The organism is Shinella sp. WSD5-1 (genome assembly GCF_963942435.1).
GTDB classification, from domain to species: domain Bacteria; phylum Pseudomonadota; class Alphaproteobacteria; order Rhizobiales; family Rhizobiaceae; genus Shinella; species Shinella yambaruensis.
In genome coordinates this window covers 309,114-335,560 of the sequence record NZ_OZ012599.1, presented here as the reverse complement: position 1 = coordinate 335,560, position 26,447 = coordinate 309,114, and the positions used below count along the sequence as shown (strand labels likewise).

24 protein-coding genes are annotated in these 26,447 nt (G+C 65.3%); 4 read left to right on the top strand and 20 right to left on the bottom strand.

Annotated features, from left to right (window positions below):
* Positions 1 to 44: 44 nt before the first annotated feature.
* Genes AABQ55_RS30255 through AABQ55_RS30245 form a run of 3 tightly spaced genes read right to left on the bottom strand, consistent with a single transcriptional unit; the run spans position 45 to position 2,371 of the window.
* Positions 45 to 983, bottom strand: coding sequence for an esterase-like activity of phytase family protein (locus tag AABQ55_RS30255; protein WP_272808734.1), 939 nt, complete (start codon positions 981 to 983; stop codon positions 45 to 47).
* 13 nt (positions 984 to 996) lie between these two features.
* Positions 997 to 1,809: a polyphosphate polymerase domain-containing protein gene (locus AABQ55_RS30250; RefSeq protein WP_272808733.1), complete on the bottom strand. Its 813-nt coding sequence runs from the start codon at positions 1,807 to 1,809 to the stop codon at positions 997 to 999.
* Positions 1,787 to 2,371 (bottom strand): DUF4956 domain-containing protein, encoded by a 585-nt coding sequence (locus tag AABQ55_RS30245; protein ID WP_244768783.1) that lies wholly within the window; start codon positions 2,369 to 2,371, stop codon positions 1,787 to 1,789. The genes AABQ55_RS30250 and AABQ55_RS30245 overlap by 23 nt, the downstream gene beginning before the upstream one ends.
* Before the next feature lie 359 nt (positions 2,372 to 2,730).
* On the opposite strand from AABQ55_RS30245, the gene AABQ55_RS30240 reads away from it, so the two are divergent.
* Entirely contained in the window at positions 2,731 to 3,663 is a 933-nt protein-coding gene (locus tag AABQ55_RS30240) for a lysylphosphatidylglycerol synthase domain-containing protein (protein WP_272808732.1), read from the top strand.
* On the opposite strand, the gene AABQ55_RS30235 is transcribed toward AABQ55_RS30240, so the two are convergent.
* From AABQ55_RS30235 to AABQ55_RS30175, 13 genes are all read right to left on the bottom strand, one after another.
* On the bottom strand, positions 3,561 to 5,114 hold the full coding sequence (locus AABQ55_RS30235; RefSeq protein WP_338341928.1) for a phospholipase D-like domain-containing protein: 1,554 nt from the start codon (positions 5,112 to 5,114) through the stop codon (positions 3,561 to 3,563). The two genes, AABQ55_RS30240 and AABQ55_RS30235, sit on opposite strands and share 103 nt — an antisense overlap.
* A gap of 134 nt (positions 5,115 to 5,248) precedes the next feature.
* Positions 5,249 to 6,436, bottom strand: a complete 1,188-nt coding sequence (locus AABQ55_RS30230) for an MFS transporter (RefSeq protein ID WP_272808730.1) — start codon at positions 6,434 to 6,436, stop codon at positions 5,249 to 5,251.
* 61 nt (positions 6,437 to 6,497) lie between these two features.
* Positions 6,498 to 7,502, bottom strand: a complete 1,005-nt coding sequence (locus AABQ55_RS30225; protein WP_272808729.1) for a glycoside hydrolase family 3 N-terminal domain-containing protein — start codon at positions 7,500 to 7,502, stop codon at positions 6,498 to 6,500.
* Between the two features lie 18 nt (positions 7,503 to 7,520).
* Positions 7,521 to 8,303: a DeoR/GlpR family DNA-binding transcription regulator gene (locus AABQ55_RS30220; RefSeq protein ID WP_272808728.1), complete on the bottom strand. Its 783-nt coding sequence runs from the start codon at positions 8,301 to 8,303 to the stop codon at positions 7,521 to 7,523.
* Entirely contained in the window at positions 8,300 to 8,929 is a 630-nt protein-coding gene (locus tag AABQ55_RS30215; protein ID WP_272808727.1) for an HAD family hydrolase, read from the bottom strand. Before AABQ55_RS30215 ends, AABQ55_RS30220 begins: the two co-directional genes overlap by 4 nt.
* A gap of 75 nt (positions 8,930 to 9,004) precedes the next feature.
* Positions 9,005 to 10,636: a GMC family oxidoreductase gene (locus AABQ55_RS30210; RefSeq protein ID WP_272808775.1), complete on the bottom strand. Its 1,632-nt coding sequence runs from the start codon at positions 10,634 to 10,636 to the stop codon at positions 9,005 to 9,007.
* Positions 10,637 to 10,650: 14 nt separating this feature from the next.
* Complete coding sequence (locus AABQ55_RS30205) at positions 10,651 to 12,153, bottom strand: GMC oxidoreductase (RefSeq protein ID WP_272808726.1); 1,503 nt, start codon at positions 12,151 to 12,153, stop codon at positions 10,651 to 10,653.
* Between the two features lie 10 nt (positions 12,154 to 12,163).
* On the bottom strand, positions 12,164 to 13,264 hold the full coding sequence (locus AABQ55_RS30200; RefSeq protein WP_272808725.1) for an ABC transporter ATP-binding protein: 1,101 nt from the start codon (positions 13,262 to 13,264) through the stop codon (positions 12,164 to 12,166).
* Between the two features lie 4 nt (positions 13,265 to 13,268).
* Positions 13,269 to 14,144 carry a carbohydrate ABC transporter permease gene (locus AABQ55_RS30195; protein ID WP_133035013.1) on the bottom strand — a complete coding sequence of 292 codons (876 nt, stop codon included), beginning with the start codon at positions 14,142 to 14,144 and terminating at the stop codon, positions 13,269 to 13,271.
* Entirely contained in the window at positions 14,137 to 15,030 is an 894-nt protein-coding gene (locus tag AABQ55_RS30190) for a carbohydrate ABC transporter permease (protein WP_272808724.1), read from the bottom strand. Before AABQ55_RS30190 ends, AABQ55_RS30195 begins: the two co-directional genes overlap by 8 nt.
* A 68-nt stretch (positions 15,031 to 15,098) precedes the next feature.
* A complete protein-coding gene (locus AABQ55_RS30185) occupies positions 15,099 to 16,346 on the bottom strand; it encodes an ABC transporter substrate-binding protein (RefSeq protein ID WP_272808723.1) in 1,248 nt (415 codons plus the stop codon).
* Positions 16,347 to 16,406: 60 nt separating this feature from the next.
* Entirely contained in the window at positions 16,407 to 17,720 is a 1,314-nt protein-coding gene (hisD, locus tag AABQ55_RS30180; protein ID WP_272808722.1) for a histidinol dehydrogenase, read from the bottom strand.
* Between the two features lie 90 nt (positions 17,721 to 17,810).
* On the bottom strand, positions 17,811 to 19,613 hold the full coding sequence (locus tag AABQ55_RS30175) for a thiamine pyrophosphate-binding protein (RefSeq protein ID WP_272808721.1): 1,803 nt from the start codon (positions 19,611 to 19,613) through the stop codon (positions 17,811 to 17,813).
* A gap of 376 nt (positions 19,614 to 19,989) precedes the next feature.
* Here AABQ55_RS30175 and AABQ55_RS30170 point away from each other — a divergent pair, with 376 nt between their 5' ends.
* Entirely contained in the window at positions 19,990 to 20,679 is a 690-nt protein-coding gene (locus AABQ55_RS30170) for a hypothetical protein (protein WP_244768770.1), read from the top strand.
* Between the two features lie 10 nt (positions 20,680 to 20,689).
* On the opposite strand, the gene AABQ55_RS30165 is transcribed toward AABQ55_RS30170, so the two are convergent.
* The gene (locus AABQ55_RS30165) at positions 20,690 to 21,514 is read right to left on the bottom strand and encodes a helix-turn-helix domain-containing protein (protein ID WP_272808720.1); all 825 of its coding nucleotides are present in this window, start codon (positions 21,512 to 21,514) and stop codon (positions 20,690 to 20,692) included.
* A 138-nt stretch (positions 21,515 to 21,652) separates the two neighbouring features.
* Between AABQ55_RS30165 and AABQ55_RS30160 the strand changes: the two genes are divergently transcribed.
* Both AABQ55_RS30160 and AABQ55_RS30155 read left to right on the top strand, forming a co-directional pair.
* Positions 21,653 to 22,684: a Gfo/Idh/MocA family protein gene (locus tag AABQ55_RS30160; protein WP_272808719.1), complete on the top strand. Its 1,032-nt coding sequence runs from the start codon at positions 21,653 to 21,655 to the stop codon at positions 22,682 to 22,684.
* A complete protein-coding gene (locus AABQ55_RS30155; RefSeq protein ID WP_272808718.1) occupies positions 22,681 to 23,565 on the top strand; it encodes a sugar phosphate isomerase/epimerase family protein in 885 nt (294 codons plus the stop codon). Before AABQ55_RS30160 ends, AABQ55_RS30155 begins: the two co-directional genes overlap by 4 nt.
* A 26-nt stretch (positions 23,566 to 23,591) precedes the next feature.
* On the opposite strand, the gene AABQ55_RS30150 is transcribed toward AABQ55_RS30155, so the two are convergent.
* The 3 genes from AABQ55_RS30150 to ugpA are packed head-to-tail and all read right to left on the bottom strand — an operon-like array spanning position 23,592 to position 26,377.
* Positions 23,592 to 24,638 carry a sn-glycerol-3-phosphate import ATP-binding protein UgpC gene (locus AABQ55_RS30150; protein WP_272808717.1) on the bottom strand — a complete coding sequence of 349 codons (1,047 nt, stop codon included), beginning with the start codon at positions 24,636 to 24,638 and terminating at the stop codon, positions 23,592 to 23,594.
* A complete protein-coding gene (gene ugpE / locus AABQ55_RS30145) occupies positions 24,638 to 25,486 on the bottom strand; it encodes a sn-glycerol-3-phosphate ABC transporter permease UgpE (protein ID WP_272808716.1) in 849 nt (282 codons plus the stop codon). Before ugpE ends, AABQ55_RS30150 begins: the two co-directional genes overlap by 1 nt.
* A 9-nt stretch (positions 25,487 to 25,495) precedes the next feature.
* Positions 25,496 to 26,377: a sn-glycerol-3-phosphate ABC transporter permease UgpA gene (gene ugpA, locus AABQ55_RS30140; protein ID WP_244768764.1), complete on the bottom strand. Its 882-nt coding sequence runs from the start codon at positions 26,375 to 26,377 to the stop codon at positions 25,496 to 25,498.
* Positions 26,378 to 26,447 lie beyond the last annotated feature (70 nt).

Sequence of the window (26,447 nt, the reverse complement as noted above, 5' to 3'; positions counted from 1 at the left end):
TATGCCTGCCGGCAGGAAGGGCGGACCGGGCCCGTGTCACGCCGTCATTGCGGCCCGGTGAGCGAAAACAGGACGAACTGCGTTGCAGGCATCTCCTTCTTCGTCTTGTCCGTCACGGCCAGGTAGAGCGTGTCCGAGATCCGGGCGAGCCCCTCGAAATTGTCGTTCAGCAGTGCATTCGATCCTGCATCGAGATCGATTGCCGTGCAGGTCTCGCCCGTGCACCCCTCAGGATCGACGATGCGCAGGCGTCCGGCGGTCGGCCCGCCCTTGCTCTCGCGGGTGCGCTCGAGCACCAGCAGCTGGCCGCCGGGCATCGTCTCGATGGCCTTCAGGTTGCTGCGCTTCGGCTGGAAGGTCGCGAACGTCCAGCGCCCGCCATCAAGGCCGTAGATCGTATGGGCGTCACCCGGCTGGCCCTGCATGGCCTCCTCCGGGGCTGTGACGATGCCGTGGTCCTGCGTGGCGGCCACGGCTTCCAGCCGGCTGTTCGGCTCGTTGTACCGTGCTGCGTCCGACAGCGCATCCGGCAGCGGCACGGCGGCGATTGCCGTGCCGTCCGGCTTGAAGCGATGGATGGCGGGGCCATCCTCGAAGGCGATGAGAAGCTCGCCGTCGGACGGCGTGCCGTTGTCGCCATTGACGACGGCGAGCCCCTCGGCATTGACGAAGGCGGGCGTCGTGCCGGTGGCCAGCCGGACGGAGAACACCGCCTCCATGCCGGCGATCCTGCCACCTTCGATCTCCACCCGGAAATGATGCAGCACGCCATCATCCGAAACCGCATAGAGCAGCTTGTCGTCGGCATCCCAGGCAAGCCCGGACAATTCGCTGATGTTGCGGCCGTCCGGCCCGGTAGCGGCAGCCGTCCTGCCGTCGAGCACGGTCAGCGCAAAGGACGCCGGCTGCGCGAAGGCGACGGACGCCGGCACGAAGGCAGAGCCGCACAAAAGCAGCACTTTCAGCATTTTCTCGATCATCATCTCTCACTCACTCCTATTCATTGTGTAACCGGCGCAGGACATCATGGCCGGGCAGGCTGCCAAGCTTGCGCAGCGCCGGCAGGAACTTGTTGTGCCGGGTGCCGGGATTGAGCAACGCCGTGCCGACGCAGTATTTCGAGCACCGTTTGGTCGGGTGCTGGTGCAGCGCCCTGAGGATGCCATCGGCAACGCCGTTGCCGTTGGCCGATTTCGTCTCGAGGATGAACAGGCTCTCATCGACCGCGTGCCGCGCATCCGGTGTGTAGAACTGCAGGCCGCAATCGATGGTCATGCGCTCGCCACCCTGCTTGGCGACCAGCGTCATGCGCCGGTAGCGCATGTCGATGACGCGCGTGAGCGTGTGGGGAAAGGGTTGCCCGTATTGAGCCCGGTACACGTCGTCGATATAGGCAAGCGCCGTCTTGTCGAGCATGCCGAAGGTTCCCGGATCCCGGTTGAGCCGCTTCTTGACGGTGATGCCGCGCCTGTCCTTCAGCTTGACCTCGAGAAAGCACAGGCCGGCCTCGGCGTAGCGGCGGAGCCGGACCTTTGCACGCCGGCGCCGGCCCTGATGGTGGTCGAAATAGCTGCGGCGGCCGGCATCGTCGAAATAGCAGGTCTCGTAGGTGAAGGCCCGCAGACCGTCGATTTCCAGCATGTCGAAAGCCTCGGCCAAGGCGCCGGCGGCGTGCTTGAGCACGGTTGCATCGACGACATATTTGTTGTCCAGCCGCTCCAGCATCGCCGCCTTGCCGTTCAGCGCAGCCAGGCTGATGGGTTGGAAACCGTGCTGCAACCAGTCGTCAGTGTTTGCGATAATAGACATTGAGCTTCGCCATTTCGGTGATGTAGTCGAGTTGAAGGACCTGGTAGGACAGCACGTCGACGCCGAGCCGCCGGGACAGTTCCGCCCGCATGGCCGCGGGATCCGCGAGCAGCGCATGGTGGATCTTGTCGAGCGAGATCTTCGTGCCGCTGACCGACTGGAGCATCTTCGGATGGTCGACGACATAGGCGCCGACCAGCACGAACAGCACCGTGACGGCCACGAACGGGATCGTCGTTCCCTGCACGGACGAAATGACCGCGATGGCGACGCTGCCGAAGAAATAGGTCATCTCGGTCTTGCTGAGCGGTTCGGAACGCAGCGTGAAAAGCGCCAGGATCGCAAACAGCCCGAAGCCGGCCGCCACGCCGAAATCGACGACGGAAAGCACGGTCAGGACCGCGAAGACGAAGATGTTGAAGAGCGCTGCCGCCGTGACGAGTTCCTTGTCGCGGTAGCGCCGGTAGTACATGCCGAACATCAGGACGGACATGCCGGCAAGATCGATGCCGAAGCGCACGAATTCCATCACGAAAAGGGTCTGCAGCATCTGGGGAGTCATCACGGCCTCCCCTTGCAAACGCCGAGAACGGGCGCAAACGAACCTGACGGCAAGCCCCGCGGGCATGCCGGTCGACGAGGGATCAACATATTCCACCTCCTGAACTTTCCGCCGCCATGGCGGTGACCTCAGGAAGAACGGAAGCGAGCGGGCTCTATTCCCTCGGCGATGAAAATTTATGAGCCGGATAAAAAGAAGCGCGTTTCCGCCGTCTCGGCCGTTCGATGTCCAGCCCCCGTGGAGAGCGGCTGTGTGGGTCGCGATCCGCAGCCGCCCTGATATCGTCCCCTCGTTGCCTCCAGTGCCTCGGGAACATGAGAGGTGCCGTTTCCGTTCCGCCTCGAAGAAGCGAGGAACGCATGAACCGAACCCACATCCTGCATGCCCTTGTCGCCGTCGCGGTCCTTCTCGCCGGCTGGCTGATCTACCGGACGCTGAGCCAATATTCATGGCAGGATATTTCAGGTTCCGTCGCCGCCATTCCCGCGGCAAGCTTCGGCCTGGCACTCGTTTTCGCGGCCTGCTCCTATCTCTGCCTGACGCTCTTCGACTTCCTGGCGCTGCACTATGTCGGCAAGCCGCTCTCCTATCCGCGCGCGGCGCTCGCCTCGTTCACCAGCCTCGCCATCGGCCATAATGTCGGTGTCGCCGCGCTCTCCAGTGGCGCGGTGCGCTACCGTTTCTATTCCCGCTGGGGCCTCGACGGGGAGGAGATCGCCAAGCTGATCGTCTTCTGCGGCGTGACGGTCGGCCTCGGCCTCGTCACGCTGGCCGGGCTTTGTCTTATCCTGCTTCCCGGCACCGCCGGCAGGATCGCGGGGCTCGGCACGGCCGCATCCGTTACCCTCGGTATCGCCTGCCTTGTGCTCGGTGCGACCTATCTTGCGCTTGCCGTCTTCGTGCGCGGCGAGCTGAAGGTGAAAGGCTGGCGCTTCGCCTTGCCGACGGCGCGCCTCGCCGGCTCGCAGATCCTGGTCGGGACCTTGAACTTCGCCTGCGTGGCCGCCTGCCTGCACCAGTTGCTGGGCGGCAAGGCGGGCTACATGGAAACGACGGCCGCCTATGTGGTCGGCAACCTGACGGCACTCATCAGCCATGTGCCGGGAGGGCTTGGCGTGCTGGAGGCGACGATCGCCTTTCTTTTGGGAGGGTCTGCATCGATCGGCGCGCTGATCGCCTTTCGTGTCGTCTATTTCTTCATCCCGCTGCCGCTGGGGCTGGTCTCGCTGCTCGCCAGCGAGGCCTTGCTGGGATCGAACGGCGATGCGGGCCTGCGTGAAAACCCGAACTGACGGCCAAGGAATGCCCGGGCCGCATCCCGCCAGGCAGGAAGCGGCCACCACGGCGCGACCGGATCGACGAGCCCGGTGCCGGCGACCGGCTCGATGGCACCCCTGCCCCCGGCATCCCGGAACGGCCGCAGCCCGCGCCCGCGCGTGTTGAAGGCGTCGATGGTCCTGCCCAGAAATCCCTCCGCATCCACCACCGCTCCGAACAGCGCCGGGTCGGCATCGAGGTGCTCGGCCAGCAACCGGTCGCGCAAGCCGACGATGGCCTTGCGCTCTCCTTGTGTGCGTGCCTCGATCGCGACGTCGAGCTCTGTGTCCAGCCCTTCGCTGCGCTGGTTGAGGTTCGAGGAGCCGATGCGCAGGAAGACATCGTCCACGATGACGAGCTTGGAGTGGACGACGATCTCCTGCTCCATGCCGCCGGGCCTCGGCACGACCGGATAGAAGGCACGCATGCGGCCGTGCCTGTCGCACCGGCCGAGGCGGCGGATCAACCGGTCGCGATTGGCGCCGAGCACGAGGCGCTCAATGGTGCCGTGGGAACTCAGCGTCGAGATCACGACGACCTCCGGCCCGTCCGGTTCGGCGAGCTTTTCACACAGCACGTCGCAAATCCTCTTCGAGGCGAAGTACTGGCTTTCGATATAGATGTGCCGCCGCGCGGCCCTGAGGGCGGCCACGGTCAGGTCCATCGCCTCCGTAGAGGCCTCCCGCCCGCGGATCGCCGGCTCCGTACGGGCGAAGGCGACGTCCACCCCGGCCATGTCGGGCGCAAGGCCATCGAGCGAGACTTCAGCCGCAGCCCTGTTGGGCGGCACCGCCTCGTCGGTGGCGAACAGCCAGCGCCGGCGCGCGATATCGCCGGCGAGCCGCGCCACATCCCCCTCAAGCGCCACCTGCATGTCATGCACCGGCTCGTAGGGTTCGCCCGAGGGCATGATCCGGCGGGGATCGTCGATACGGTGCTCGTTCGTGTCCCAGCGCTTGGCGGTGAGGTCGATGCCGCCGACGAAGGCGACGCGGTCGTCCACCACCACGAATTTCTGGTGATGGGAACCGCGGACCGGATGGCGGTTGTCGAAGGCGAGCCGGATGCGCGGATGGGAGGACCAGCGGCGCTTGCGGAACATCTTCAGCGACTTGCCGGAATAGATAGGCCCCATGGCCCAGACCAGCACGCGGATGGTGAGGTCCGGACGCTCCGTAACCAGATCGCGCAGGAAGGTGCCGAGGCTCGGTGATTGCGGCTCGTCGGGCCGGATCGGGATATCCGGATTGAAGTCCCAGCCGACGATCCAGACCTCCTTCCGCGCCTGCCGCAGGATACCTTCCAGCAGCCGGAAGTAGGCGTCGCCATCGACGAGAACCTTCAACCGGTCGGCCCTTCCCACCCGCCAGGCATTCACGCCAGGCCGGATGATGGGGGACGGCGCGCTGATGTTTGCAACGCGCACCGGGGAACTGTCGTTTCGCACTCTCTGCCGCCTCGTCTGGTGATATCACGCATCCTGCGCGGAAATTCGCGGAAACGGTTTTGGTTCCCTCCCGTGCAGAGCGTCACTACCGGATGGACACGCCGCCATGGGCTTCAGCAGGCCGCATGCTGCTTCAGCCAGGCATCCAGCCGGATCGTCACCGCCGCGATGACGAGGAACGCCAGCGTGATCAGGCCGAAGCTGACGACAAGGCTCGTCGCCTGGGCGAGGAACCCGAGCAGGGCCGGGCCCAGCAGCAGGCCGCTGTAGCCCATGGTGGTGACGATGGAGATCGCCCTGCCGGCCGCGTCGGCACCGACATTGCCGGCACGCGCGAACACGGCCGGCACCATGTTCGCGACCCCGAAGCCGCAGAGGACAAGGGCGGCAAGGCAGAGGACGACGCTGTCGGCAAACAGCAGAATGGCGACAGACAGCGCGCAGAGGAGGCCGCCGGTCCTGATCAGGGCCACATGGCCCACGCGCCGGGTCACCGCATCCCCGACAAGGCGGCCGCCCGCCATGGCCGCGGCGAAAAGGGCGAAGGCATAGGCCCCGTGGCTGTCCGACGCGCCGAGAATGTCGATCATGTAGATCGCGGTCCAGTCCATCATGCCGCCTTCCGCAAGCAGCGCCAGGAACGCGATGGCGCCGAGAAGCAGGATGAGGGGTCGCTGCGCGGCGTCGAGCGAGGCGTACCTTGTCGGCAGAGCTTCCGAAGAGAGGCCCGGGACAGCATGGGCGGCTTTCCTCGCCGTCATCCGGGCGGACAGGGCGAGGAGCATGACGAGAAGGCCGGCAGCCCCGAGGCAGACCTGCAGGTTGCCGCCATGGCCGATCAGCTGCCCCACCAGGAAGGCGCCCGCAAGATTGCCGATGCTGAAAAGGGCGTGGAACGACGACATCATGTGACGCCCGGTCTCCCGCTCCGCCCGGGATGCTTCCGTGTTCATCGCCACGTCGAGCGTTCCGAAAGCCGCCCCGGTGACAAAGACGACTGCGCCGAGAGCGATGGGACTGTCGATCAACGGAATGACGAGGAAGGAGGCGCCGAACAGCAGGCTGCCGCACAGGCTCAGTATCCGGCTGCTGATCACCCGGTCGATATAGCGGCCGATAGCGATCATCAGCACGATGGCGCCGAAGGCGAAGCACAAGAGGACCAGCCCGAGCTGCCCCTTGTCGAGCCCGACGCCGGCGGCAAGCAGCGGAAGGCTGGACGCCCACGCGCCAATGCCGATGCCGGCCGCAAGGAAGAACAGGCTGCAATGCAGCCGGCTCGACCCCGAAGGCGCTTTCACTGCGATTGAATTGCCCGCCATTTCAACAAAACCACCTGTACCGTACGTTGCGCGAATGCGCTCAACCGCCCGCTGCGTTCTGCCGCACACGGGCTGCCGCCTCCGCCACGCGATCCGGCGCGAGGCGCCCGGAACCGGCAGCATCGGCAATGCCGTCGCACAGCGCATCAAGGTGCGGCCCGCCGCCCACGAGCAGCAGGTCCGCCCCCGCACCGACGGAGGCGATCGCGGTTTCGAGGAGGGAGCGGCCACGCATCGTGGCGGGAGCGTCGAGATCGTCGCTGACGATCAGGCCCTTGAACCCGAAGTCGTTGCGCAGCATCGCCATGACCGCCGGCGCGGTGCTGGCGGCATTCTGCCTGTCGAGCGCGGCGACGGGTGCCGGCCCCGTCATGATCGCCCGCGTCCCGGCTTCGATGGCGGCCGTGAACGGCAGGGCATTGTGAAAAAGGCGATCACGCGGCGTGTGAAGGGAGACATCCACGAGCGCCGGGTCGCCGTCCAGGGCATTGAACCCGGGGAAATGCTTCGTCACCGCGGTGATGCCAGCGCTCTGGACGCCTTTCACGAAGGCCGACACCAGCCGGGCAACGGCCTGCGGATAGCTGCCCATCGTGCGGCCGCGCAGCCAGGCGTTCTGCCCGTCGAGGACATCGGCGATGGGCGCCAGGAACATCGAAACCCCGAGCGTGCGGGAGGCGGCGGCCGTTGCCCTGCACCGTTCGGCGAGCGCCGCGTCGCCAAGCGCATGCGCTTCGTCGAGCGAGGGAAGCGGCGGAACCAGCCCCTGCAGCCGCTGGATGCCGCCCAGTTCCTGGTCCACGGCAACGATCAAGCCGGGAGTTACGGCCTTCAGCCGCGCGACGGCGGCGCGGAAGCTATCCGGCGTCTCGCGCGCCAGCCGCTCGGCCGACATGCGCCGCGCGACATATTCCGCCCGCGTCTCGCCGATCAGGACGGAACAGCCGCCCTTTTCCAGGAAGGGCGCCATGACATCCATGATGTCGAGCGTATCGAAGGCGGGCAGAAGGATCGCCCGGGCGTCCTCATCCGGTGAAAAGCGCATGGTCATCTCCGTAAACCGTCAGACTGTCTCGACATCGACGCCGGCCTCGCGGATGGCCTTTAGGATGGCGGTATCCCGGCTGCTGGTGAAAAGCGCCGATACCGCCGAGACGGGCGCCACTTCATAGGTCGCCGCCTGGCCGAGCTTATCCGCCGTCGCCAGGAGCAGGGTCTTGTTCGCGGCCCGGATCATCGCCGACTTCAGGTGGGCGTCCTCGAAATCGTCCGCGCGGAGCGTCAGGCCGTGATCGACGCCGCAGGTGCCGAGAACACAATAGTCGACCCGCAGCGCCCGGATCGCGTCGATCGCGCCGGCGCCGGTCGCGCTGCGCGTCAGCCGGCCCAGGCGGCCGCCGAGCATGACCACCTCGGCGAGCGGATGATCGAGCGCGGCAGCGGCGACGTCGACCGCGGTCGTGATGATGCGCAGGGACAGCGCCGGCGAGAGCGAGCGCACGAAACGGACGACCGTCGTGCTCGAATCCACCAGCAGCGTCGCCCCGTCGGGTATCGTCGCGGCCGCGGCGCGGCCGATCGACTGCTTTTCCTCCGCGTGCAGCGTCTCGCGCCGGTGGAAATCGAGAGCCGGCGTGACGAGCCGCGCCGCGCCGCCGTGAAAGCGCTGCACCAGCCCCGCATCCGAAAGGTCGCGCAGGTCGCGGCGGATCGAATCCTCCGACACGCCGAACTCCTGCGCCAGCCCGGCCGCAAGGACCCGGCCGGCCGCATTGACCTTTTCGAGAATGACGGCCTGCCGCTCCTCCGGAGAAAGCGCCGCCAGTTCCTTCCTGTCCGCGGTCATCCCGCCGTCTCCGCCTGGGGCACAAGCAGGCCGAGGGCCGTCAGGCGGGCCTCAAGCGCCTCGGCCGTGCTGAAGTGCTCGGTGTGGAAGCCAAGCGCCGCTGCCGCGGCAATGTTCGCCGGATTGTCGTCGATGAAGATGCATTGCTCGGCGCGCACGCCCGCCCGCTCCAGATAGCGCTCGAAGATGGGCGCATGCGGCTTTATGAGCTTCTCCCGTCCGGAGACGACGAGCACATCGAACGCATCGAGGAAGGGAAAGATCGCCTGCGCCCGCGGGAAGGTCTCCGCCGACCAGTTCGAGATCGCGTGCACGGGAACGCCGTCCGCCTTCAGCCGTCCCAGAATGCCGGCGGTCCCCGGCACCTCGCCGCCCAGCATCTCGTGCCAGCGCAGCCAGTAGGCCTCGATCAGATCGGCCCGTTCAGGATGGCACTGCACGAGTTCGGCTATGCCCTCGGCAAACGGCCGCCCGGCATCGAACGCCTCGTTCCACGCCGGAGTGCAGACCTCCGCCAGGAAGGCCGAAACCGCCGCCTCGTCCGGCAGGATCTGGCGATAAAGATAGGCGGGATTCCAGTCGATCAGCACGCCGCCGATATCGAAGACCACAATGCTTGGATTCATTTCACTTGCCTTTTTGTGCATGCATTGATTCCAATCATGCACAAACATGCAAATATATGCAATAAAAAGCAGAACCTATTGACGCAAAAAATCGGCAGCGCGTTCGCCGATCATGATGCAGACAGAATTCGGATTGCCGGAGATCAGCGTCGGCATGACCGAGGCATCGGCAACACGAAGCCGCTCGATGCCGTGCACGCGCAGCTTCGGATCGACCACGGCCCGGTCGTCCTCGCCCATCCGGCAGGTCCCGGCGGGGTGCAGGGCCGCATGGGCGTCCTTGACGCAGAAGGCACGGATCTCCTCGCGGGTCCTGAGGGATGGCACCGGCGTATGGCGCGCCGTCACGAATTTCGCGATGGCCGGCTGCGCCATGATGTCGAGGGCCGCCATCGTGCCGTCGGTGATGGCTTCGAGATCGTAGGGATCGGAGAAATAGCGCGGCGCCACGCGCGGATTTGCCGCCGGATCGGCACTCTGAAGCGTGACCTCCCCTCGCGAGCGCGGCCGGATCTGCCCCAGATTGACCGTGCAGCCATTGCCGCCCGGCACGGCATCGACGCCCTCCTCAATGCCGGCGCCGACCACCATGAAATACTGGATGTCGGGCGTCGCCTCGCTCCTGTTGCCCCACCAGAACGCACCGCCCTCGATGAGGTTGGACGAAGCGGGACCGTTACGAAAGAGCGCGTAGTTCAGGCCGGCAAGGGCCTTCCAGTGCAGCTTCTTGTACTTGTCGTAGCTGTGCGGGCCATTCAGCTGGTAGACCAGCGAGATCTCGATATGGTCCTGGAGGTTCTGGCCGACGCCCGGCAGGTCGGCATGGACGTTGATGCCGTGCCGTTCGATCTCACCCGCCGGGCCGATGCCCGACAGCATCAACAGCTTCGGCGTCGCGATCGCCCCTGTGGAGACGACCACTTCCTGATCGGCGCGGTAGACGACCTTGCGTTTGCCCCTGGCGCATTCGACACCGACCGCCCTGCCCTTCTCGATGAGGATACGGGTGACCGTCGTTCCCGTCTCGATGTGCAGGTTGCCGCGCTTGCGGGCCGGGCCCAGATAGGCGACGGCGGCCGAGCTGCGGCGGCCATTGCGCGCCGTGACCTGGTAGAGCCCGCAGCCCGCCGGATCGCCGGAATTGAAGTCCGGATTGTAGGGCAGCCCCGCCTGCTGGCAGGCCTGCAGCCAGGCGCGGGTCAGCGGATGGATGTAATCGATATCGGAGACGCCGAGCGGTCCGCCGACGCCATGGGCCTCGTTGCAGAAGCGGTTGTTGTCCTCGGCGCGCTTGAAATACGGCAGGACATCGGCATAGCCCCAGCCCTCCGCGCCGAGGCGCGCCCATTGCTCGTAGTCGTCGGGCACGCCGCGGATATAGATCATCGCATTGACCGAGCTGCCGCCGCCAAGCACCCGGGCCTGCACCATGGTCGGCGTTTCCGTCCGCTCCTGCTCGGCCATCGGCTCCCAGGGGATGCGCTTCAGGAGATCGCCCTGCGCGGTCTTGTAGTAGGCGCCGGGAATGTGGATGTAGGGGCTGAGGTCGCGCGGCCCCTCCTCGATGAGGAGAACGCGCACGGCGGGATCCTCCGAGAGACGCGCGGCCACCACGCAGCCCGTCGAGCCGCCGCCGACCACGATATAGTCGAACGTGTCGACCTCGTCCGGATGCCGGGGAAAAATCCCGAAACGGGCCGATCCCATGTCGCGAAGTGCCATCACTTTCCCTTTCCAATGGCGCTGCCGGCCTTGATGGCGAGGGCAGCGATGGTGAGTGCCGGATTGACGGCGGCCGAGGTCGGCAACACGGAGGCATCCGTGATGTAGAGGTTCTCGACATCGTGGCTGCGGCAATCGAGATCGACGACCGAACTTTGCGGATCATGCCCCATGCGCGCCGTGCCGCATTGATGCGATGTCGTCTTGCGGCCGAAGGTGTGCGTCAGCACGATCGGGAACCCCGCCTTGCGCATGACGGCGCGGGTTTTCGCGATCAGCGCCTCATGCGCCCGCATGTTGGAGCGGATCCAGTGCATGACGATGCGATCGTCGCGCACCATGACCCGGCTTTCCGGATTGGGCAGGTCCTCGCTCGTCAGGAACCAGCCATAGGCATGACGCGCCACCAGCCTTGCAAACCAGGCCGGCGCCGGCATCGGCAGGTTGGCCTTGAGGATATTGCCGGTGATGTGGCCGAGGAGCTGGACATTGCCGAGCGGGAAACCGTACTCGTTGTCCTCGTTGTAGAAATCGTTGAAGGCGATGGTCTTCTGGTAGACGCAGCTGTTGGCGGCGAAGGGACGGACCGTCAGCATCGCCGTCGTGTTGTGGTTCATGAAATTGCGCCCGAGCTGGTCCGAACTGTTGCCGAGACCGGCCGGATGGACCCCATTGGCCGAGCGCAGGAGAAGCGCAGCGGACTGGACCGCGCCGGCGGCAACGGCGAAGCGGCCGGCGGAAATGCGATGCTCCACGCCGTCCTTCCTGTAGACGGCCGCGGTGACGCGGCGCCCGGTCCCGTCCGTTTCGAGGCGCATGACGCTGGCACCGGTCACGAGGCTGACATTGGGATGGGCAAGCGCGCTGGCAAGCGGCCCTACCTCCGCATCGATCTTTCCCGTTCCGGTGTTCGGAAACGCATCCCACCCCGTCGGCGCCCGTTTCAGCCAGGCGTCGAGATCGATCGACAGCGGAAGGGAGGCCGGATGGATGCCCGCCTTCTCCAGCCGGCGGCGCACGGCGGCGATCGCCGGCTCGTCGGGAACCGGCGGGTAGGAATAGGGTCTTTCATGCCGCGGCTCCGTCGGATCGTCCGTGGTCGAGCCGCGCACCCTGAAAATGTGCTCGGCCGCGTCATACCAGGGCGACAGGTCCTCGTAGGACATCGGCCAGCCGGGAGACGCGCCGTCCATATGCGGCCGCGGCGCAAAATCCTCGCGGCGGTACCGGTACATGACCGCGCCGAAGAACTTCGAATTGCCGCCGACATAATAGTAGTTGCCCGGCAGGAAGCTCTCGCCGTCCGTTCCCAGCCATTCCTCCGAGGACCGGTAGAAGCCCTTCTGGAAGATGGCGACATCGTCTCGCGCCTCTGGACTGTCCTTCAGATGCACGCCCCGTTCGAGAATGACGATCTTGAGGCCCGAAGGCGCTAGGCTGTGCGCCAGGGAGGCTCCGCCGACGCCGGAGCCGATGATGACGATGTCTGCCGTCTCGGTCATGAGAAGTCTTTCAGTCGATGCGCGTTTCGGTTTCGCTGTCGAAGAGCACGATCTTGGACGTATCGACCGCCAGCGCGGCCTCCCGGCCCGCATGGGCCTGGCGCGGCGGAAGGCGGGCGGTCACCTCGACGCCGCCGAGCTGGAAGACGGCGAGCGTATCCGGCCCTGTCGGCTCGACGACGTCGAAATCGACGGTCAGCGCGGGTGCGGCACTCGTCGTGGCGATCGAGAAATTCTCCGGGCGAATGCCGACCAGCACCTTTCGGCCCGCATAGCGGCGAAGCGCCTCCGCGGAGAGGGAAATGCCCGCGACGCGCGCCGCCGGCCGCCGGGCGATGTCGATGACGGCCGCCGCCGTTGACCCCTCGGCCTCCAGAACCGCCGGCACGATGTTCATGGCCGGCGAACCGACGAAGCGCGCGACATAGACATTGGCCGGCCGGTCGTAGACGGCCTGCGGCTCGTCGAGCTGCTGCACCACGCCGTCCTTCATCACGGCGACGCGGGTCGCGAGCGTCATCGCCTCGATCTGGTCATGCGTGACATAGACGATCGTTGTGCCGAGGCGGGCATGCAGACGCTTGATCTCGGTGCGCATGTCGACGCGTAGTTTCGCGTCGAGGTTCGACAGCGGCTCGTCGAACAGGAAGAGTTTCGGCTCGCGCACGATCGCCCGCCCCATGGCGACGCGCTGGCGCTGGCCGCCGGAAAGCTGCGAGGGCTTGCGGTCGAGAAGGTGGGTGATCTGCAGGAGATCCGACGCGGTCTTCACGGCCCTGTTGCGGTCGGCCTGGGCGATCCGGCGGATCTTCATGCCGAATTCGATGTTCTGCCGCACGGTCATCGTCGGATAGAGCGCATAGGACTGGAACACCATGGCGATGTCCCGGTCCTTCGGCGAGAGGTCGTTGACGGTCTTCCCGGCGATGCGGATCTCGCCGCCGGTAATGGTCTCCAGCCCGGCGATCATGTTGAGCAGCGTGGACTTGCCGCAGCCGGAGGGGCCGAGCAGCACGAGGAAGTCGCCGGTTCCGATGGAGATCGACACCTCCTTCAGGACCTCGAGATGGCCATAGGCCTTGCGGACGCGATCGATTTCGAGAGTGGACATGGCTTCAGCCTTTCACGGCGCCGGCCGTCAGCCCGCGGACGAAATAGCGGCCCGCGACGATGTAGACGACCAGGGTTGGGATGGCGGCGATCATGGCGGCGGCCATGTCGACATTGTACTGCTTGCGGCCGGTGGTCACGTTGACGATGTTGTTGAGCGCCACCGTGATGGGACTGCTGGAGCCGGACGTGAACGAGACGCCGAACAGGAAATCGTTCCAGATCTGCGTGAATTGCCAGATGCAGGAGACGACGATGATCGGGATGGAGGTCGGCAGGATGACGCTCCAGAAGATGCGGAAGAAGCCCGCGCCATCGACCATCGCCGCCTTGGTCAGCTCATCCGGCAGCGACACGAAGTAATTGCGGAAGAACAGCGTCGTGAAGCAGATGCCATAGGAGGCATGCACGGCGACGAGGCCGGGAATGGAACCGGCAAGCCCCAGAAGGCCGAGCGTGCGGGCCATGGGGATAAGGATCGCCTGGTAGGGCAGGAAGCAGCCGAACAGCAGGAGGCCGAAGACGAAATTCGCGCCGGGAAACCTCCATTTCGTGAGGATGTAGCCATTGATCGCGCCGATGCCGGTCGAGAGCGCCACCGCCGGGATCACCATCAGCAGCGAGTTGACGAAATAGGGTTTCAGGCCGGTGCATTCCGTGCCGATGCAGGCCTCGGACCACGCCGCGCGCCAGGCATCGAGCGTCACCACCTTGGGCACGCCGATGAACGAGCCGCCATAGATCTCGTCGAGGGGTTTCAGGGACGTCACGACCATGACCCAGAGGGGCATGAGGTAGAGGAGCGCGACGACGACGAGGCAGCCGTAGACGAAGAGACGGCCGAGCCGCGCCTTGCCGGATTGGGAAAGGGCTTCAGCCATTGTTCTCACTCCGCAGTTCGGAATAGAGGTAGGGGACGATGATGGCCGCGACGGTCATCAGCATCATCACGGCACTTGCCGCGCCGACACCCATCTGGTTGCGGCGGAAGGTGGCGGAGAACATGAAGGTCGACGGCAGCTCGGTCGCCGTGCCGGGGCCGCCATTCGTCAGCGCCAGAACCAGGTCGAAGCTCTTGATGGCGATGTAGCTCAAGAGGACGATGACGCTCAGCATGGCGGGGCGCAGCATCGGGATGATGATCTGCCGGTAGATCAGCGGAAGCGAGGCCCCTTCGATCTGCGCTGCCTTGATGACGGAATTGTCGATGCCGCGCAGGCCCGCGAGGAAGATCGCCATGGCGAAGCCGGAGGACTGCCACACGCCGGCGACGACGACGGTGTAGATCGCCATGTCGGGGCTGGTGATCCAGTCGAAGCGGAAGTCGGTCCAGCCGAGATCGTTGACGACCTTCTGCACGCCGAGACCCGGATTCATGATCCACTTCCAGGCCGTCCCCGTCACGATGAAGGAGAGCGCCATCGGGTAGAGGTAGATCGCACGGAGCGCGCCTTCCGCCCGGATGTTCTGGTCGAGCAGGATGGCCATGAGCAGCCCGAGGCCCGTGGAAAGCGCAAGGAACAGCGCGGAGAAGATGAAGAGATTGGCGACGGCGGTGTGCCAGCGGGGCGTCGCCCACAGGCGGACATATTGCTCGAGGCCGACGAAATCGTAGGTCGGCACGAATTTCGACGAGGTGACGGAAATCACGCCTGTCCAGAGAATGAACAGGTAGACCGTGACGATGACGACGAGCAGGCTGGGAGCGACGACGATGCGCGGCAGCCAGCCTGCCAATCGCGATGACATGCGCGTAGAGGCGCTCATGGGTCAGCTCCGATGGCAAGGACTGTGGGAGGAGCCGGCCACGCCGGCTCCTCCGATGGGGATGCGGGTTACCGGGCGTTGTCGATGCCGGAGACCAGCATCTTGACGGCGTCCTCGGAGCTCATCTTGCCGACGAAGAACTGCGCGGCCACATCGCTGAAGACGGAGGCGAATTCCGGCTTTGCGGCAAAGCCATGGGTGATGGCGCCCTGCATGCTGCCCTTCTCGATCGCCGCCGCGCGCTCCTGGTAGCCGAGCTTGGCGCAATCGTCGAAATCGTCGACCGGCACGTCGTTGCGGGCCGGGATCGAGCCCTTGATGAGGTTGAAGCCCTTCTGGACCTTCGGGTCCATGATGGTCTCGGCCAATGCGACCTGGGCCTTCTGCACGGTCTCGTCGCTGACGGTGAACATGCCGAAGCTGTCGATGAGATACTGGAAGGCGTTGACCTCACCCGGCGTCGCGAAGCAGTAGAAGTCCTGGTTGGGCTTCAGGCCCTTGGCAAGGAATTCGCCCTTCGCCCAGTCGCCCATGAACTGCATGGCGGCCTCGCCATTGATGACCATGCCGGTGGCGACAGCCCAGTCGCGGCCGACGAAATTGTCGTCGACGAGGCCGCGGACCTCGCGCAGCATATCGAACACCTTCACCATTTCAGGGCTGCCGAGCGCCTCGGGGTCGAGATCGATCGCGGTCTTCTGATAGAATTCCGGTCCGTTGATGTCGGAGAGCAGCGCGTCGAAGATGATGCCGATCTGCCAGGGCTCGTCGCCCATCGCGACCGGGACGATGCCCTTCTCCTTGAGCGTCTTGCCGGTCTCGATCAGTTCCGCCCAGGTCTTGGGAACGGCAACGCCGGCGTCGTCGAAGAGCTTCCTGTTGGCCCAGACCCAGTTCTGGCGGTGCATGTTGATCGGCGCGGCGATGAAGGCCTCGCCCGAGGTCACGAAGGGCAGAAGCTGCGGGGCCAGCGCCTCACGCCAGCCGCCGGCGGTGGCGAGGTCGTTCAGGTCGCGCACGACGCCCTGTTCCGCCCATTGCACGCCTTCCCAGCCGAGGAACTGCATGGCGCCGGGCGGGTTGCCCGCCGTCAGGCGCGAGCGCAGCGCCTGCTGGGCATTGGCGCCGCTCATGCCGCCGACCGCCGAATCCTTCCACTCGAAGCCCTTGGCCTCGAGTTTCTTGCGGATGACGTTGAGCGCGTCGACCTCGCTCTGCGAGACCCAGTGGTGCAGCACTTCGATCTGGCCTTCCGCGTAGGCTGCGACGGGCACGAGCATGGTCGCCGCAAGCGCTGTGGCGATAAATCTGGACATGGTTTCATCCTCTCTGGTTGGGTTTTGGGCGCGGCCCCTGACGGACTCTGTGCGCGGTTGTTAAACGGGGTCTGCGGGCATCGCGTAGCCGACGTTCCGGCCGCCATATCGGCGGACACGGATATTGGCCTGCTCGGCATGGCCGGAAAAACCTTCCATCAGGCAGAGCCGCGAGCTGTAGGCGCCGATCAGGGCCGAGGCCTCGTCGGTCAGGACCTTCTGGTAGGTGCAGGTCTTCAGGAACTTCCCGACCCAGAGGCCGCCGGTATAGCGGGCGGCCTTGTTGGTCGGCAGGGTGTGGTTCGTGCCGATCACCTTGTCGCCGAAGGCGACATTGGTGCGGGCGCCGAGGAAAAGCGCGCCGTAGTTCTTCATCTTTTCGAGGAAGTAGTCCGGGTCACGGGTCATGACCTGCACATGTTCGGAGGCGACGCGGTCGCCTTCCGCCACCATTTCATCGACGGTGTCGCACAGGATGATCTCGCCGAAATCCTCCCAGGCCTTGCCGGCGACGGCCGCCGTCGGCAGGATCTGCAGAAGGCGCTCGATCTCCGCCAGCGTGTCGCGCGCCAGCTTTTCCGAATTGGTGATGAGGATCGCGGGCGAATTCACCCCGTGCTCGGCCTGGCCGAGGAGGTCGGTCGCCACCAGTTCGCCGTCGACGCTGTCGTCAGCGATGACAAGCGTTTCCGTCGGGCCGGCGAAAAGGTCGATGCCGACATGGCCGAAGAGCAGGCGCTTGGCTTCCGCCACATAGGCATTGCCGGGGCCGGCGAGCATGTCGACCGGCTCGATCGTCTCGGTGCCATAAGCCATGGCGGCAATGGCCTGCACGCCGCCGAGGCAATAGATCTCGTCCGCGCCGGCAAGCGCCTGTGCCGCCACGATCTTTTCCGCGATCCTGCCCTGGAACGGCGGGGCGCAGGTAATGATGCGCTCGCAGCCGGCGACGCGCGCCGTCAGCACCGTCATGTGGGCGGAGGCGAGCAGCGGATATTTGCCGCCCGGCACGTAACATCCGACATTCTGGATCGGCACGTTCTTGTGGCCGAGCACGACGCCCGCCAGCGTCTCGACCTCGATATCCTTCAATGCCGCCTTCTGCGCTTCGGCGAACCGGCGGATCTGGTCCTGGGCGAAATCCAGGTCCTCCCGCTCCCGCGGCGCAAGCGAATTGACGCAGTGCGCGATCTCTTCCTTCGTCAGGCGGTAGGTTTCCCGGTCGAACCCGTCGAACTGGACCGAGAGCGCGCGAACCGCCTTGTCTCCGCCGTCCCGGACCTTCGCGAGAAGGGCCTCGACCGTCCTGGTGACCGCGCTGTCGGTGCCGCCCTGCTCGATGGAGGCCTTGGCTGTTTTGATGTGGCGTATCATGACAAGTCTCTTCGTTCACGGCCGCCGTCAGCGCCGCGTTGTCAATCGTCTTGGGGGGACAAGGGAGGCGGATGCCTCCCCGCCGGGATTTTAGAGGTGCTGTTCGAGGGCGCGCATGTCCGCGTAGGCGGCCTGCTCCTTCTCGTAATAGGCCGGCGACGGGAAATCCCACCAGCCGGTGGCGAACGGGCCGGCGGCATCCCGCGAGACGATGACTTCGACGAGGGCCGGGCCGCCGCAGTCGAGCGCCGCCTTCAGGCTGCTTTCAAGGTCCTCATCCTTCTCGACCTTCCAGGCCTGGAGGCCGAAGGCCCTAGCGGAAGCGGCGATATCTGCCGAATAGGGCGCGCCATTGCCGGCGTGATGGTTGAACTCGGAGGCGATGTGGCGGCCCATGAACTTGCGCTGCCCGCCGCGGATCGACATGTAGCCCTGGTTGTTCAGGACGAGGAACACGACATTGATGCCGTTCATGACCGCCGTGCCCATTTCCGGCAGCGACATCATGAAGTCCCCGTCGCCGACGATGGCGACGACCTGCCGATCCGGGCAGGCAAGCTTGGCGCCCATCGCCGCCGGCACCGCCCAGCCCATCGGCGAATAGGAACCGGAGGTGAGGTGCGTGCGCGGCTCGTATACCGGGAAGCTCTGCTTCACCGAACCCTGCGTATTGCCGGAACCGACGACGACGATGCCGTTGCGGTCCAGGACCTTGCGCAGTGCCACCAGCGGGCGCTGCGAGGTGAAGGGCGTCTCGCGGCTGTTCTCGCGCGGCTCGACCTGGGCGCGCCAGTCGGCCTTGGCCTTCTGCACGTCGGCGAGGAAGGTCTCGCGGCGTGCCTGCATCTTCTGCGCGTCCGCATCGGAGATGAGCGACAGGATCGCCTCCAGCGTCACCTTGGCGTCGGCGACGATGCCGACCTCGGTCTCGTAGTTCTTGCCGATCTCGCGCGGGTCGAGGTCGATATGGATCAGCTTGGCCGAGGGGATCGAGAAGGAGACGCCCTTGGCATAGGACGAGGCCGACCAGTCCGTGAAGCGGCAGCCGACCGAGACGACGACGTCGGCCGAGGCGGTGATCTTGTTGCCGCAGGTCGTGCCTGTCTGGCCGACAGCGCCGATGAACAGCGCGTGATCTTCCGAAATCGCACCCTTGCCGTTCCAGGTGATGGAGACGGCCGCGCCGAGCTTTTCGGCAAGGCGCGTCAGTTCGGCCGAGGCGTTCGCCGTGATGGCGCCGCCGCCGGCGACGATGACCGGACGTTCGGCGGCAAGAAGCACCTTCAGCGCCGCCTCGACGGCCTTCGGATCCGGATAGGCGACGCCGACCGGCAGGCGCTTGCCGAGCGGATGGATGGTGACATCCGCCGCCTCGACCTGGACGTCCATCGGAACTTCGACATGGACCGGACCCGGGCGGCCCGTCATGAGTTCGCTGAAGGCGCGGTGCATGATGCTTGGGAGGACCTGCACCGAATTGGCCTGCCAGGCGCGCTTGGTCACCTGCTCGGTGATGCGCGGGAAGGCGTTGTCCTGCTGGCGCTCCAGCTCCTGCATGGTGCCGTGGCCGTGCATGTAGGTCTGGGGCGAACCGGAGACGTAGAAGAGCGAGGTGGAATCGCAATAGGCGGTCGCAAGGCCGATGATTGTGTTGGCCGCGCCCGGGCCGACCGAGGTGGAGCAGGCCATCGGCTTGCCGGAGGCGCGATAATAGCCGTCCGCCATGTGAACCGCGCTCTGCTCGTGCATCACCTGGATGAAGGGGATCTCCGAGCCTTCCTGCAGGAAGGCGTCGAACAGCGACCAGATGCCATGACCGGGCACGCCCGCCACATATTCGACGCCGTATTCCTTCAACGCTTTCGCGACGACTTGGCCACCTGTCAGTTTCATGTGATCGACCCTCTGAAATATCGTTGTCTCGTGAGCAGGAAGGGGAGCCTTCCGGCGATGGGCTTATTCTTCGGCCGAGCGGAGCGCCGCCGCAAGTTCGCAGCCATCGAAACACTGACGCGAGATGACGCACTCCAAAAGCAGTTCTGCGTCATAGTTTCCAGTCTCGCCCGCTACACCGCCGCTGGCTTGGACAATTTCTAATGGTCCCCATGCGTCCTGATCGGACAGAGCGGATGCCCGCAAAGGAAGCCATCTTTCGCAAAGTGAAGCTGGTATCGCGTCATCACGCGAACAAATTAATTCCGCCGCGCACTTCTATCGCGACACGCGCTATGGCTTTCTCAGGACACGGACAGACAAAAGAGGCATCGCCGTGCAGAACCTGAGCAGAGACCTGGCTTTCGCAGACGACTTCATTTCGGCAAAGCTGGTCGAGAACGTGGTCGACCATGACGTGGCGGACGCCATCGTTGTCAATATCAGTCCCACCCCGATGGTGACGGGCGACGAGCACCCCGCCATCGTGCCGGCATGGAAATCGACCTGGCTGAAGGGTGGCCGCATCCGCTCGGCGGAGCGGGCGGCGCTCATCAAGGTCGTCAACCCGACCAATCTCGGCGGCTGCATGTTCCGCGGCTGGGACTGGCTGGGCAACCGCATCCGCAGCTTTCCGCGCGACACGCCGCTCTATATCTCGGCGCAGGACGAGATCGGCACCGTCACGCTCGATCCGCGCGTCTTCACCAATGAGCGCGCGGCGGCCGAGGCGCCGCAGGTCTTCACGCTGAAGCTCAATCTCTGGTGGTCGCCGGGCGACACGGATTGCTTCATCCACAACGAGCACCCGTTCCTGGAAACGCACACGCAGATCCACGGGCTCGGCCGCATGCAGAAATTCAAGGCCCGCGACGCGGCGACCCTCTACGAGGACGTGGTGATGCCGATCGGCTATTCGCACGATCCCTTTTGCCGGGTGACGGGCGAGAACCAGTGGACCTATCCCTGGCATCGCTACTATGCGGACAGCGACAGCGTCTGGCTCGCCGTCGAACTGCACCCCTGACCGAGCCGTCTCAGCTCATCTGGATCATGTCGGAGCCGTCGCCGAGATACTGCAACGCCTCGCGCGGAATGCTGGGATCGTTGCGGTCCATCACCGTCAGCTCCTTGAGATGCTCGCGGCGCAACAGGCCAGGCCCCCGGTAGTGCAGCGCGACCTTCGTGGAATAGGGCTGGCGGAAGACGGTCGCGGCGATGCCGCTCGAAATGCCGAACATGAAGCGCTTGGCATTGCGCTTGACCTGCGCATAGACGCCGAAGGTCATCTCGTTCGACTGGATGCCCTCGAAATCCGCCGTGAAGAGACGGTCGGCGACGGGGAAGCAGAAGCCGTAATATTTGAAGACATATTCCGTCTTCTTCGGGTCGTCGAAACTCGGGAAGCGCTCGACATAATAGTGCTGGAGGAATTCCCTGTTGCGGTAGATGCAGAAGGCCGACCGCAGCACGAAACCCTTGTAGATCGAGGAGAACTGGTAGCGGTCGTAGACCCCGACGATGTCGTTGTGATCGGCATTGTTCTCGACGATCATGTCCGAGACGAAGCGCGAGAATTCCGGCAGCTGCCGGGCGGTCGCCATCGCGTGGAAGAAGTTGCCCTCCACCAGCGTGCGGAACTCCTCCGGATCGGCAAAGAGCATGGGGACGCTGAGGCCGAAATAGTTCGCGATGATCCTGAGATTGGCCGGCGAGGGCACATGGGCGCCCGACAGGTACTTGTTGAACTGCTGCCGGTTGACGTTGATCTTGCGGCAGACGGCCGCGACCGAACCGTGCTGCTCGCAGAGCGTCCTGAGGTTCGCCGCCAAGGCGGCCCCGTCTCGTCCCAGCTGATCCATTCCCACCCCCGCCAGCGCCCTACCTGACGCATTATGACGCTAGTTCTACTTCATATCGCTAAAGACATCAATCGCCTGCGCAATTGTGGCACCGGGGTCGAGCGGTCAAGCTCCGCAGGATGAAAGGGAGGATCCGTGGTGCAGTCCAGTGAAGCGGTCGGATGGTCCGTCATGGGGACCGGAACCATAACAACGGAGCACATGGTTGCGGCGATCCGCTCGGCCGGACAGGAACCCCTGTGGGTCGTCAGCCGCAACCGGCAATATGCGGCGCATTTCTCGCAGGACATGCACATCCCCGGCGTCGCCCTCGATGCCCGGCGCGCGCTGCAGGATCCGCGCATCGGCTTCGCCTATGTCAGCGCCGTCCGCGGCCGGCGCAAGCATTACATCCTGGCAGCGGCGGATGAGCGCAAACACGTCCTGTGCGACGGCCCGATCGCCGGCAGCAGCCGCCTGGCGGCAAGCCTCGTCGAGACATGCCGGACGGCGGGCATCACCCTGGCGCTCCACCAGCCCTTCCGCACCCTTTCGCCCCACCAGACCATGCGCCGGCTGCTGCTGGAAGGGGAAATCGGCACGCTGCAATCGCTCCTCATCGCGCGCGGCGCGCCCTTTCAGCCGCCGCCCAACCGCCATGTCGACGAGGCGGTGGACCGTGGCGATGCGCTCTTCGAAGCCTCCATCGACAGCATCGACCTTGCGCGTTTCCTCACCGGCCAGGAGCCTGTCGCCGTCTCCGCCCTTTCGGCCTCCCCGGCGCAGGGCGAGACCGACCAGCAGTCCTATGCGCTGGGCCTGTCGGGCGGCGCCGTCCTTCAATCCTACGAGAGTTTCACGACAGCGGAGTTCGAAAGCATCGTCATGCTCGCCGGCGACCGCGGCACGCTGACCGCCCATGGAACGCTCAGCGGAAAAGGCGCCGGCACGCTGGTCCGGCGGCTGAACGGGCGGAACGAGCTCATCCCGGTGCGCGAGCGCGACCCGCATGTCACGACGATCGAAGCCTTCCTGGCCTTGCCCCGCAAGCCGGCGACATGGATGTCGCTCGGCGAGGACAATGTCATCGCGCTGCGCGCCGCGGAAGCCATCCGCGCGGCCCGGAACAAACGGCCCGTTTCCATCGGGACCGTTGACGCAAAGACGAGCGCAGGAGGCTCGCATCCATGACCCGGACAGAAAACCAGCTCATCTACCATTCCATGGCATCCCGGCCGAACACGCTGGCGATCGACATCGCGATCACGCGCAGCCTCGGCTTCGACGGCCTCGAAACCTCCGGCCCGAAGATCGCCGCCTTCCTCGAAGCCGGCTTCTCCACATCCGAGCTGAAGGCGCGGCTCGACGGCCTCGCCCTGCCCGGCATCGGCTTCCTGATCGACCTCGAGCGGCAGGGCGACGGCCGCCGGCAGATGCTGCGGGAGGCCGAAGAGCTCTGCGCACTGGCCTCGGCAGCCGGGGCCAGGGGCATCGAGGCCATCACCGGCCCGCTGGATATCCGGGTCTTCGAGGCGGGTGCCGCACAGCGGTATCCCCATCTCTACCGCGGCCTCGTCGACCTGCCGACGGACGCCCAGCTGGACCTCACCGCCGCCAATCTCCAGGCCGTCGCGGACATCGCCGCATCGCATGGCCTGCTCGTCTATCTCGAAGCGCTGTCCTGGACGCCGCTCAATACGATGGATGCCCAGTTGCAGGTGATCGACCGCTGCAAGCGGGACAATGTGCGCATCGTCATCGATTTCTGGCATTCCTATACCAGCGGCGACACACCGGAACGCATCGCCCGGCTCGACAAGGCGCTGATCTACGGCGTGCATCTTTGCGATTCCCTGCCCTATGCCGGCGGCATACCGAACGAACCCGTCCTCCGGGACGTGCCGACCGGCCAAGGCGTGCTCGACCTCCAAAGCTGGGTCGATGCCGTCAAGTCCACCGGTTATACCGGCTGGTGGAGCTGCGAGCTCTTCTGCAGGCGCCAGCACCAGGACGACAGCTTTGCCGTGGCGAGGGACCTTAAAGCCCTCATGGAGCGCCTTATCCTGCGGTGACGCCCTTTTCGGCGTGACGGGAAGCCCTATGCGAGCCGCGCACCCTCTTTGTTGAAGAAATGCAGGCCCGATGCCGCAGCCCCGATGGTCATGGTGTCATCCATGGCGATGCGCGAGCGGCCGGCGACGCGGAAGACGATCGGGGTGCCATCCGGCAGCGTGCCGTGCACGTAGCTCTCCGCGCCGACAAGCTCGACGGCGGCAACCTTGACATCGGCGCGGAAGGCATCGTCGCGCCCCTCCTCCGCCAGGTGCAGGTCCTCCGGCCGGATGCCGAGGGTGGCGACGCCGGCCGGCAGGTGTGTCGCGCCGGAAAGCACCCATCCGGCGCCCGGCGCCGGCGTGGCAAGCAGGTTCATCGACGGTGAACCGATGAAGGTGGCGACGAATGTCGTCGCCGGCTTCTCGTAGAGTTCGATCGGCGTGCCGACCTGCTCGATATGCCCGCCGTTCAGCACGACGAGCCGGTCGGCAAGCGTCATCGCCTCCATCTGGTCATGGGTGACATAGACGCTGGTCGTCGCGAGGGACCGTTGCAGCCGCTTGATCTCGACCCGCATCTGCACCCGCAGCTTGGCATCGAGGTTGGAGAGCGGCTCGTCGAACAGGTAGGCTGCCGGCTCGCGCACGATGGCGCGGCCCATGGCGACGCGCTGGCGCTGGCCGCCGGACAATTGCCGGGGCTTGCGCTCAAGGAACGGCTCGATCTCCAGCGCCTTGGCCGCCGCGGCGATCCGCCGGTCGATCTCCGGTTTCGGCGTGTTGCGGTTCTTCAGGCCGTAGGCGAGGTTCTGGCGCACCGTCATATGCGGATAGAGCGCGTAGTTCTGGAAGACCATGGCGATGTCGCGCTCCGATGGTTCCAGATCGTTGACGACCCGGTCGCCGATCGAGATCGTGCCGCCGGTAATGCCTTCGAGCCCGGCGATCATGCGCAGCAGCGTCGACTTTCCGCAGCCGGACGGACCGACCAGCACGATCAGCTCACCATCCGCGATGTCGAGCGAGACGCCCTTGATCGCTTCCACCGTTCCATAGGTCTTGCGGACATCGTTGAGTACAATCCTGGCCATTACTTCTCCGTCTCCACGAGACCTTTGACGAACCATCGCTGCATCAGCACGACGACGAGGATAGGCGGAATGATGGCGAGGATCGCCGTCACCATGACGTAGTTCCACGGCGTGGAGGCATCCGTGAAGTCCACCATGCGGCGCAGCCCGATGATGATCGTGTTCATCTTCGCGTCGTTGGTAACGAGAAGCGGCCAGAGATACTGCGTCCAGCCGTAGATGAAGAGGATCACGAAGAGCGCCGCGATATTGGTGCTGGAGAGCGGCAGCAGGATATCGCGCATGAAGCGGAACGGCCCGGCATTGTCGATGCGCGCCGCCTCGACCAGTTCGCCGGGAATGGTGAGGAAGAACTGCCGGAACAGGAAGGTCGCCGTGGCCGACGCCATCAGCGGCAGCGTCAGCCCGGCATAGGTGTCGATCAGGCCGAGATCGACGATCACCTTGTAGGTCGGCAGGATGCGCACCTCGACCGGCAGCATCAGGGTGACGAAGATCATCCAGAAGAACACCATTCGCAGCGGAAAGCGGAAGAAGACGATGGCGAAGGCGGACAGGAACGAGATGACGATCTTGCCCACCGCGATGGCGATGGCCACGACGAAGGAATTGAGCAGCAGCCGCTCCAGGCTGACGCCGACGACCCGCTCGACGCCGCCGGCCATGGCGTCGGAATAGTTCTCGACCAGGTGGCCACCCGGCAACAGCGACATGGGTGGCCGGATGATGGCCTCCGAGGTCATCGTCGAGGCGATGAAGGTGTAGTAGATCGGAAAGGCGACGACGATGATCCCGAGGACCAGCACGAAGTGGCCGATGAGATTGGCGATGGGGCGTTTTTCGATCATGGCCTCTCCTCACCCGTAGTGCACGCGCTTCTCGACGAAGCGGAACTGGAAGGCGGTCAGCGCGATGACGATGATCATCAGGATCACCGATTGCGCGGCGGAGGAGCCGAGGTTGAGGTTGACGAAGCCGTCGTTGTAGACCTTGTAGACCAGCGTCTCGGTCGCCTTGGCGGGACCGCCGCCGGTGACCGCGTGAATGATGCCGAACGTGTCGAAGAAGGCATAGACGGTGTTGACCACCAGGAGGAAGAAGGTGGTGGGCGCAAGAAGCGGGAAGACGATGGTCCAGAAGCGCCGCGCACCCCGCGCGCCGTCGATGGAAGCCGCCTCGATCAGCGATCTCGGGATCGCCTGGAGGCCGGCGACGAAGAACAGGAAATTATAGCTGATCTGCTTCCAGGCCGCGGCAACCACGATGAGCGCCATGGCCTGGTCGCCGTTGAGAAGCGGATCCCAGCCAAAACCGTTGCGCCGGAGCAGATAGGCAAGCGTGCCCATGGCCGGGTTGAACATGAAGAGCCAGAGCATGCCGGCGACGGCCGGCGCCACCGCATAGGGCCAGATCAGCAGCGTGCGATAGAGCGTCTGGCCGCGCACCACCCTGTCGGCGGCGGTCGCCAGCAGCAGCGCGACGCCCATCGACACCAGCGCCGTCAGGATACTGAAGATCACGGTGACCTGCAGCGAGGAAAGGTAGTTGGGATCGGCAAGCACGGCGGAGAAATTGGCAAGCCCGACAAAGCCGCTCTTCAGGCCGAACGGATCCTCGCGCAGGGTCGACTGGTAGATCGCCTGGCTCGCCGGCCAGAAGAAGAAGACCACGGTGAGGATGATCTGGGGCGCGACCAGGAGATAGGGCAGGATCTTGTTGGGGAAGGCGACAGTGTGCAAGGCAGGCTCCCGAAGCGACAGGTCAAGACGTGCCGTCCGCCGCCCGCATCCCGAGGGAAGCAGGCGGCAT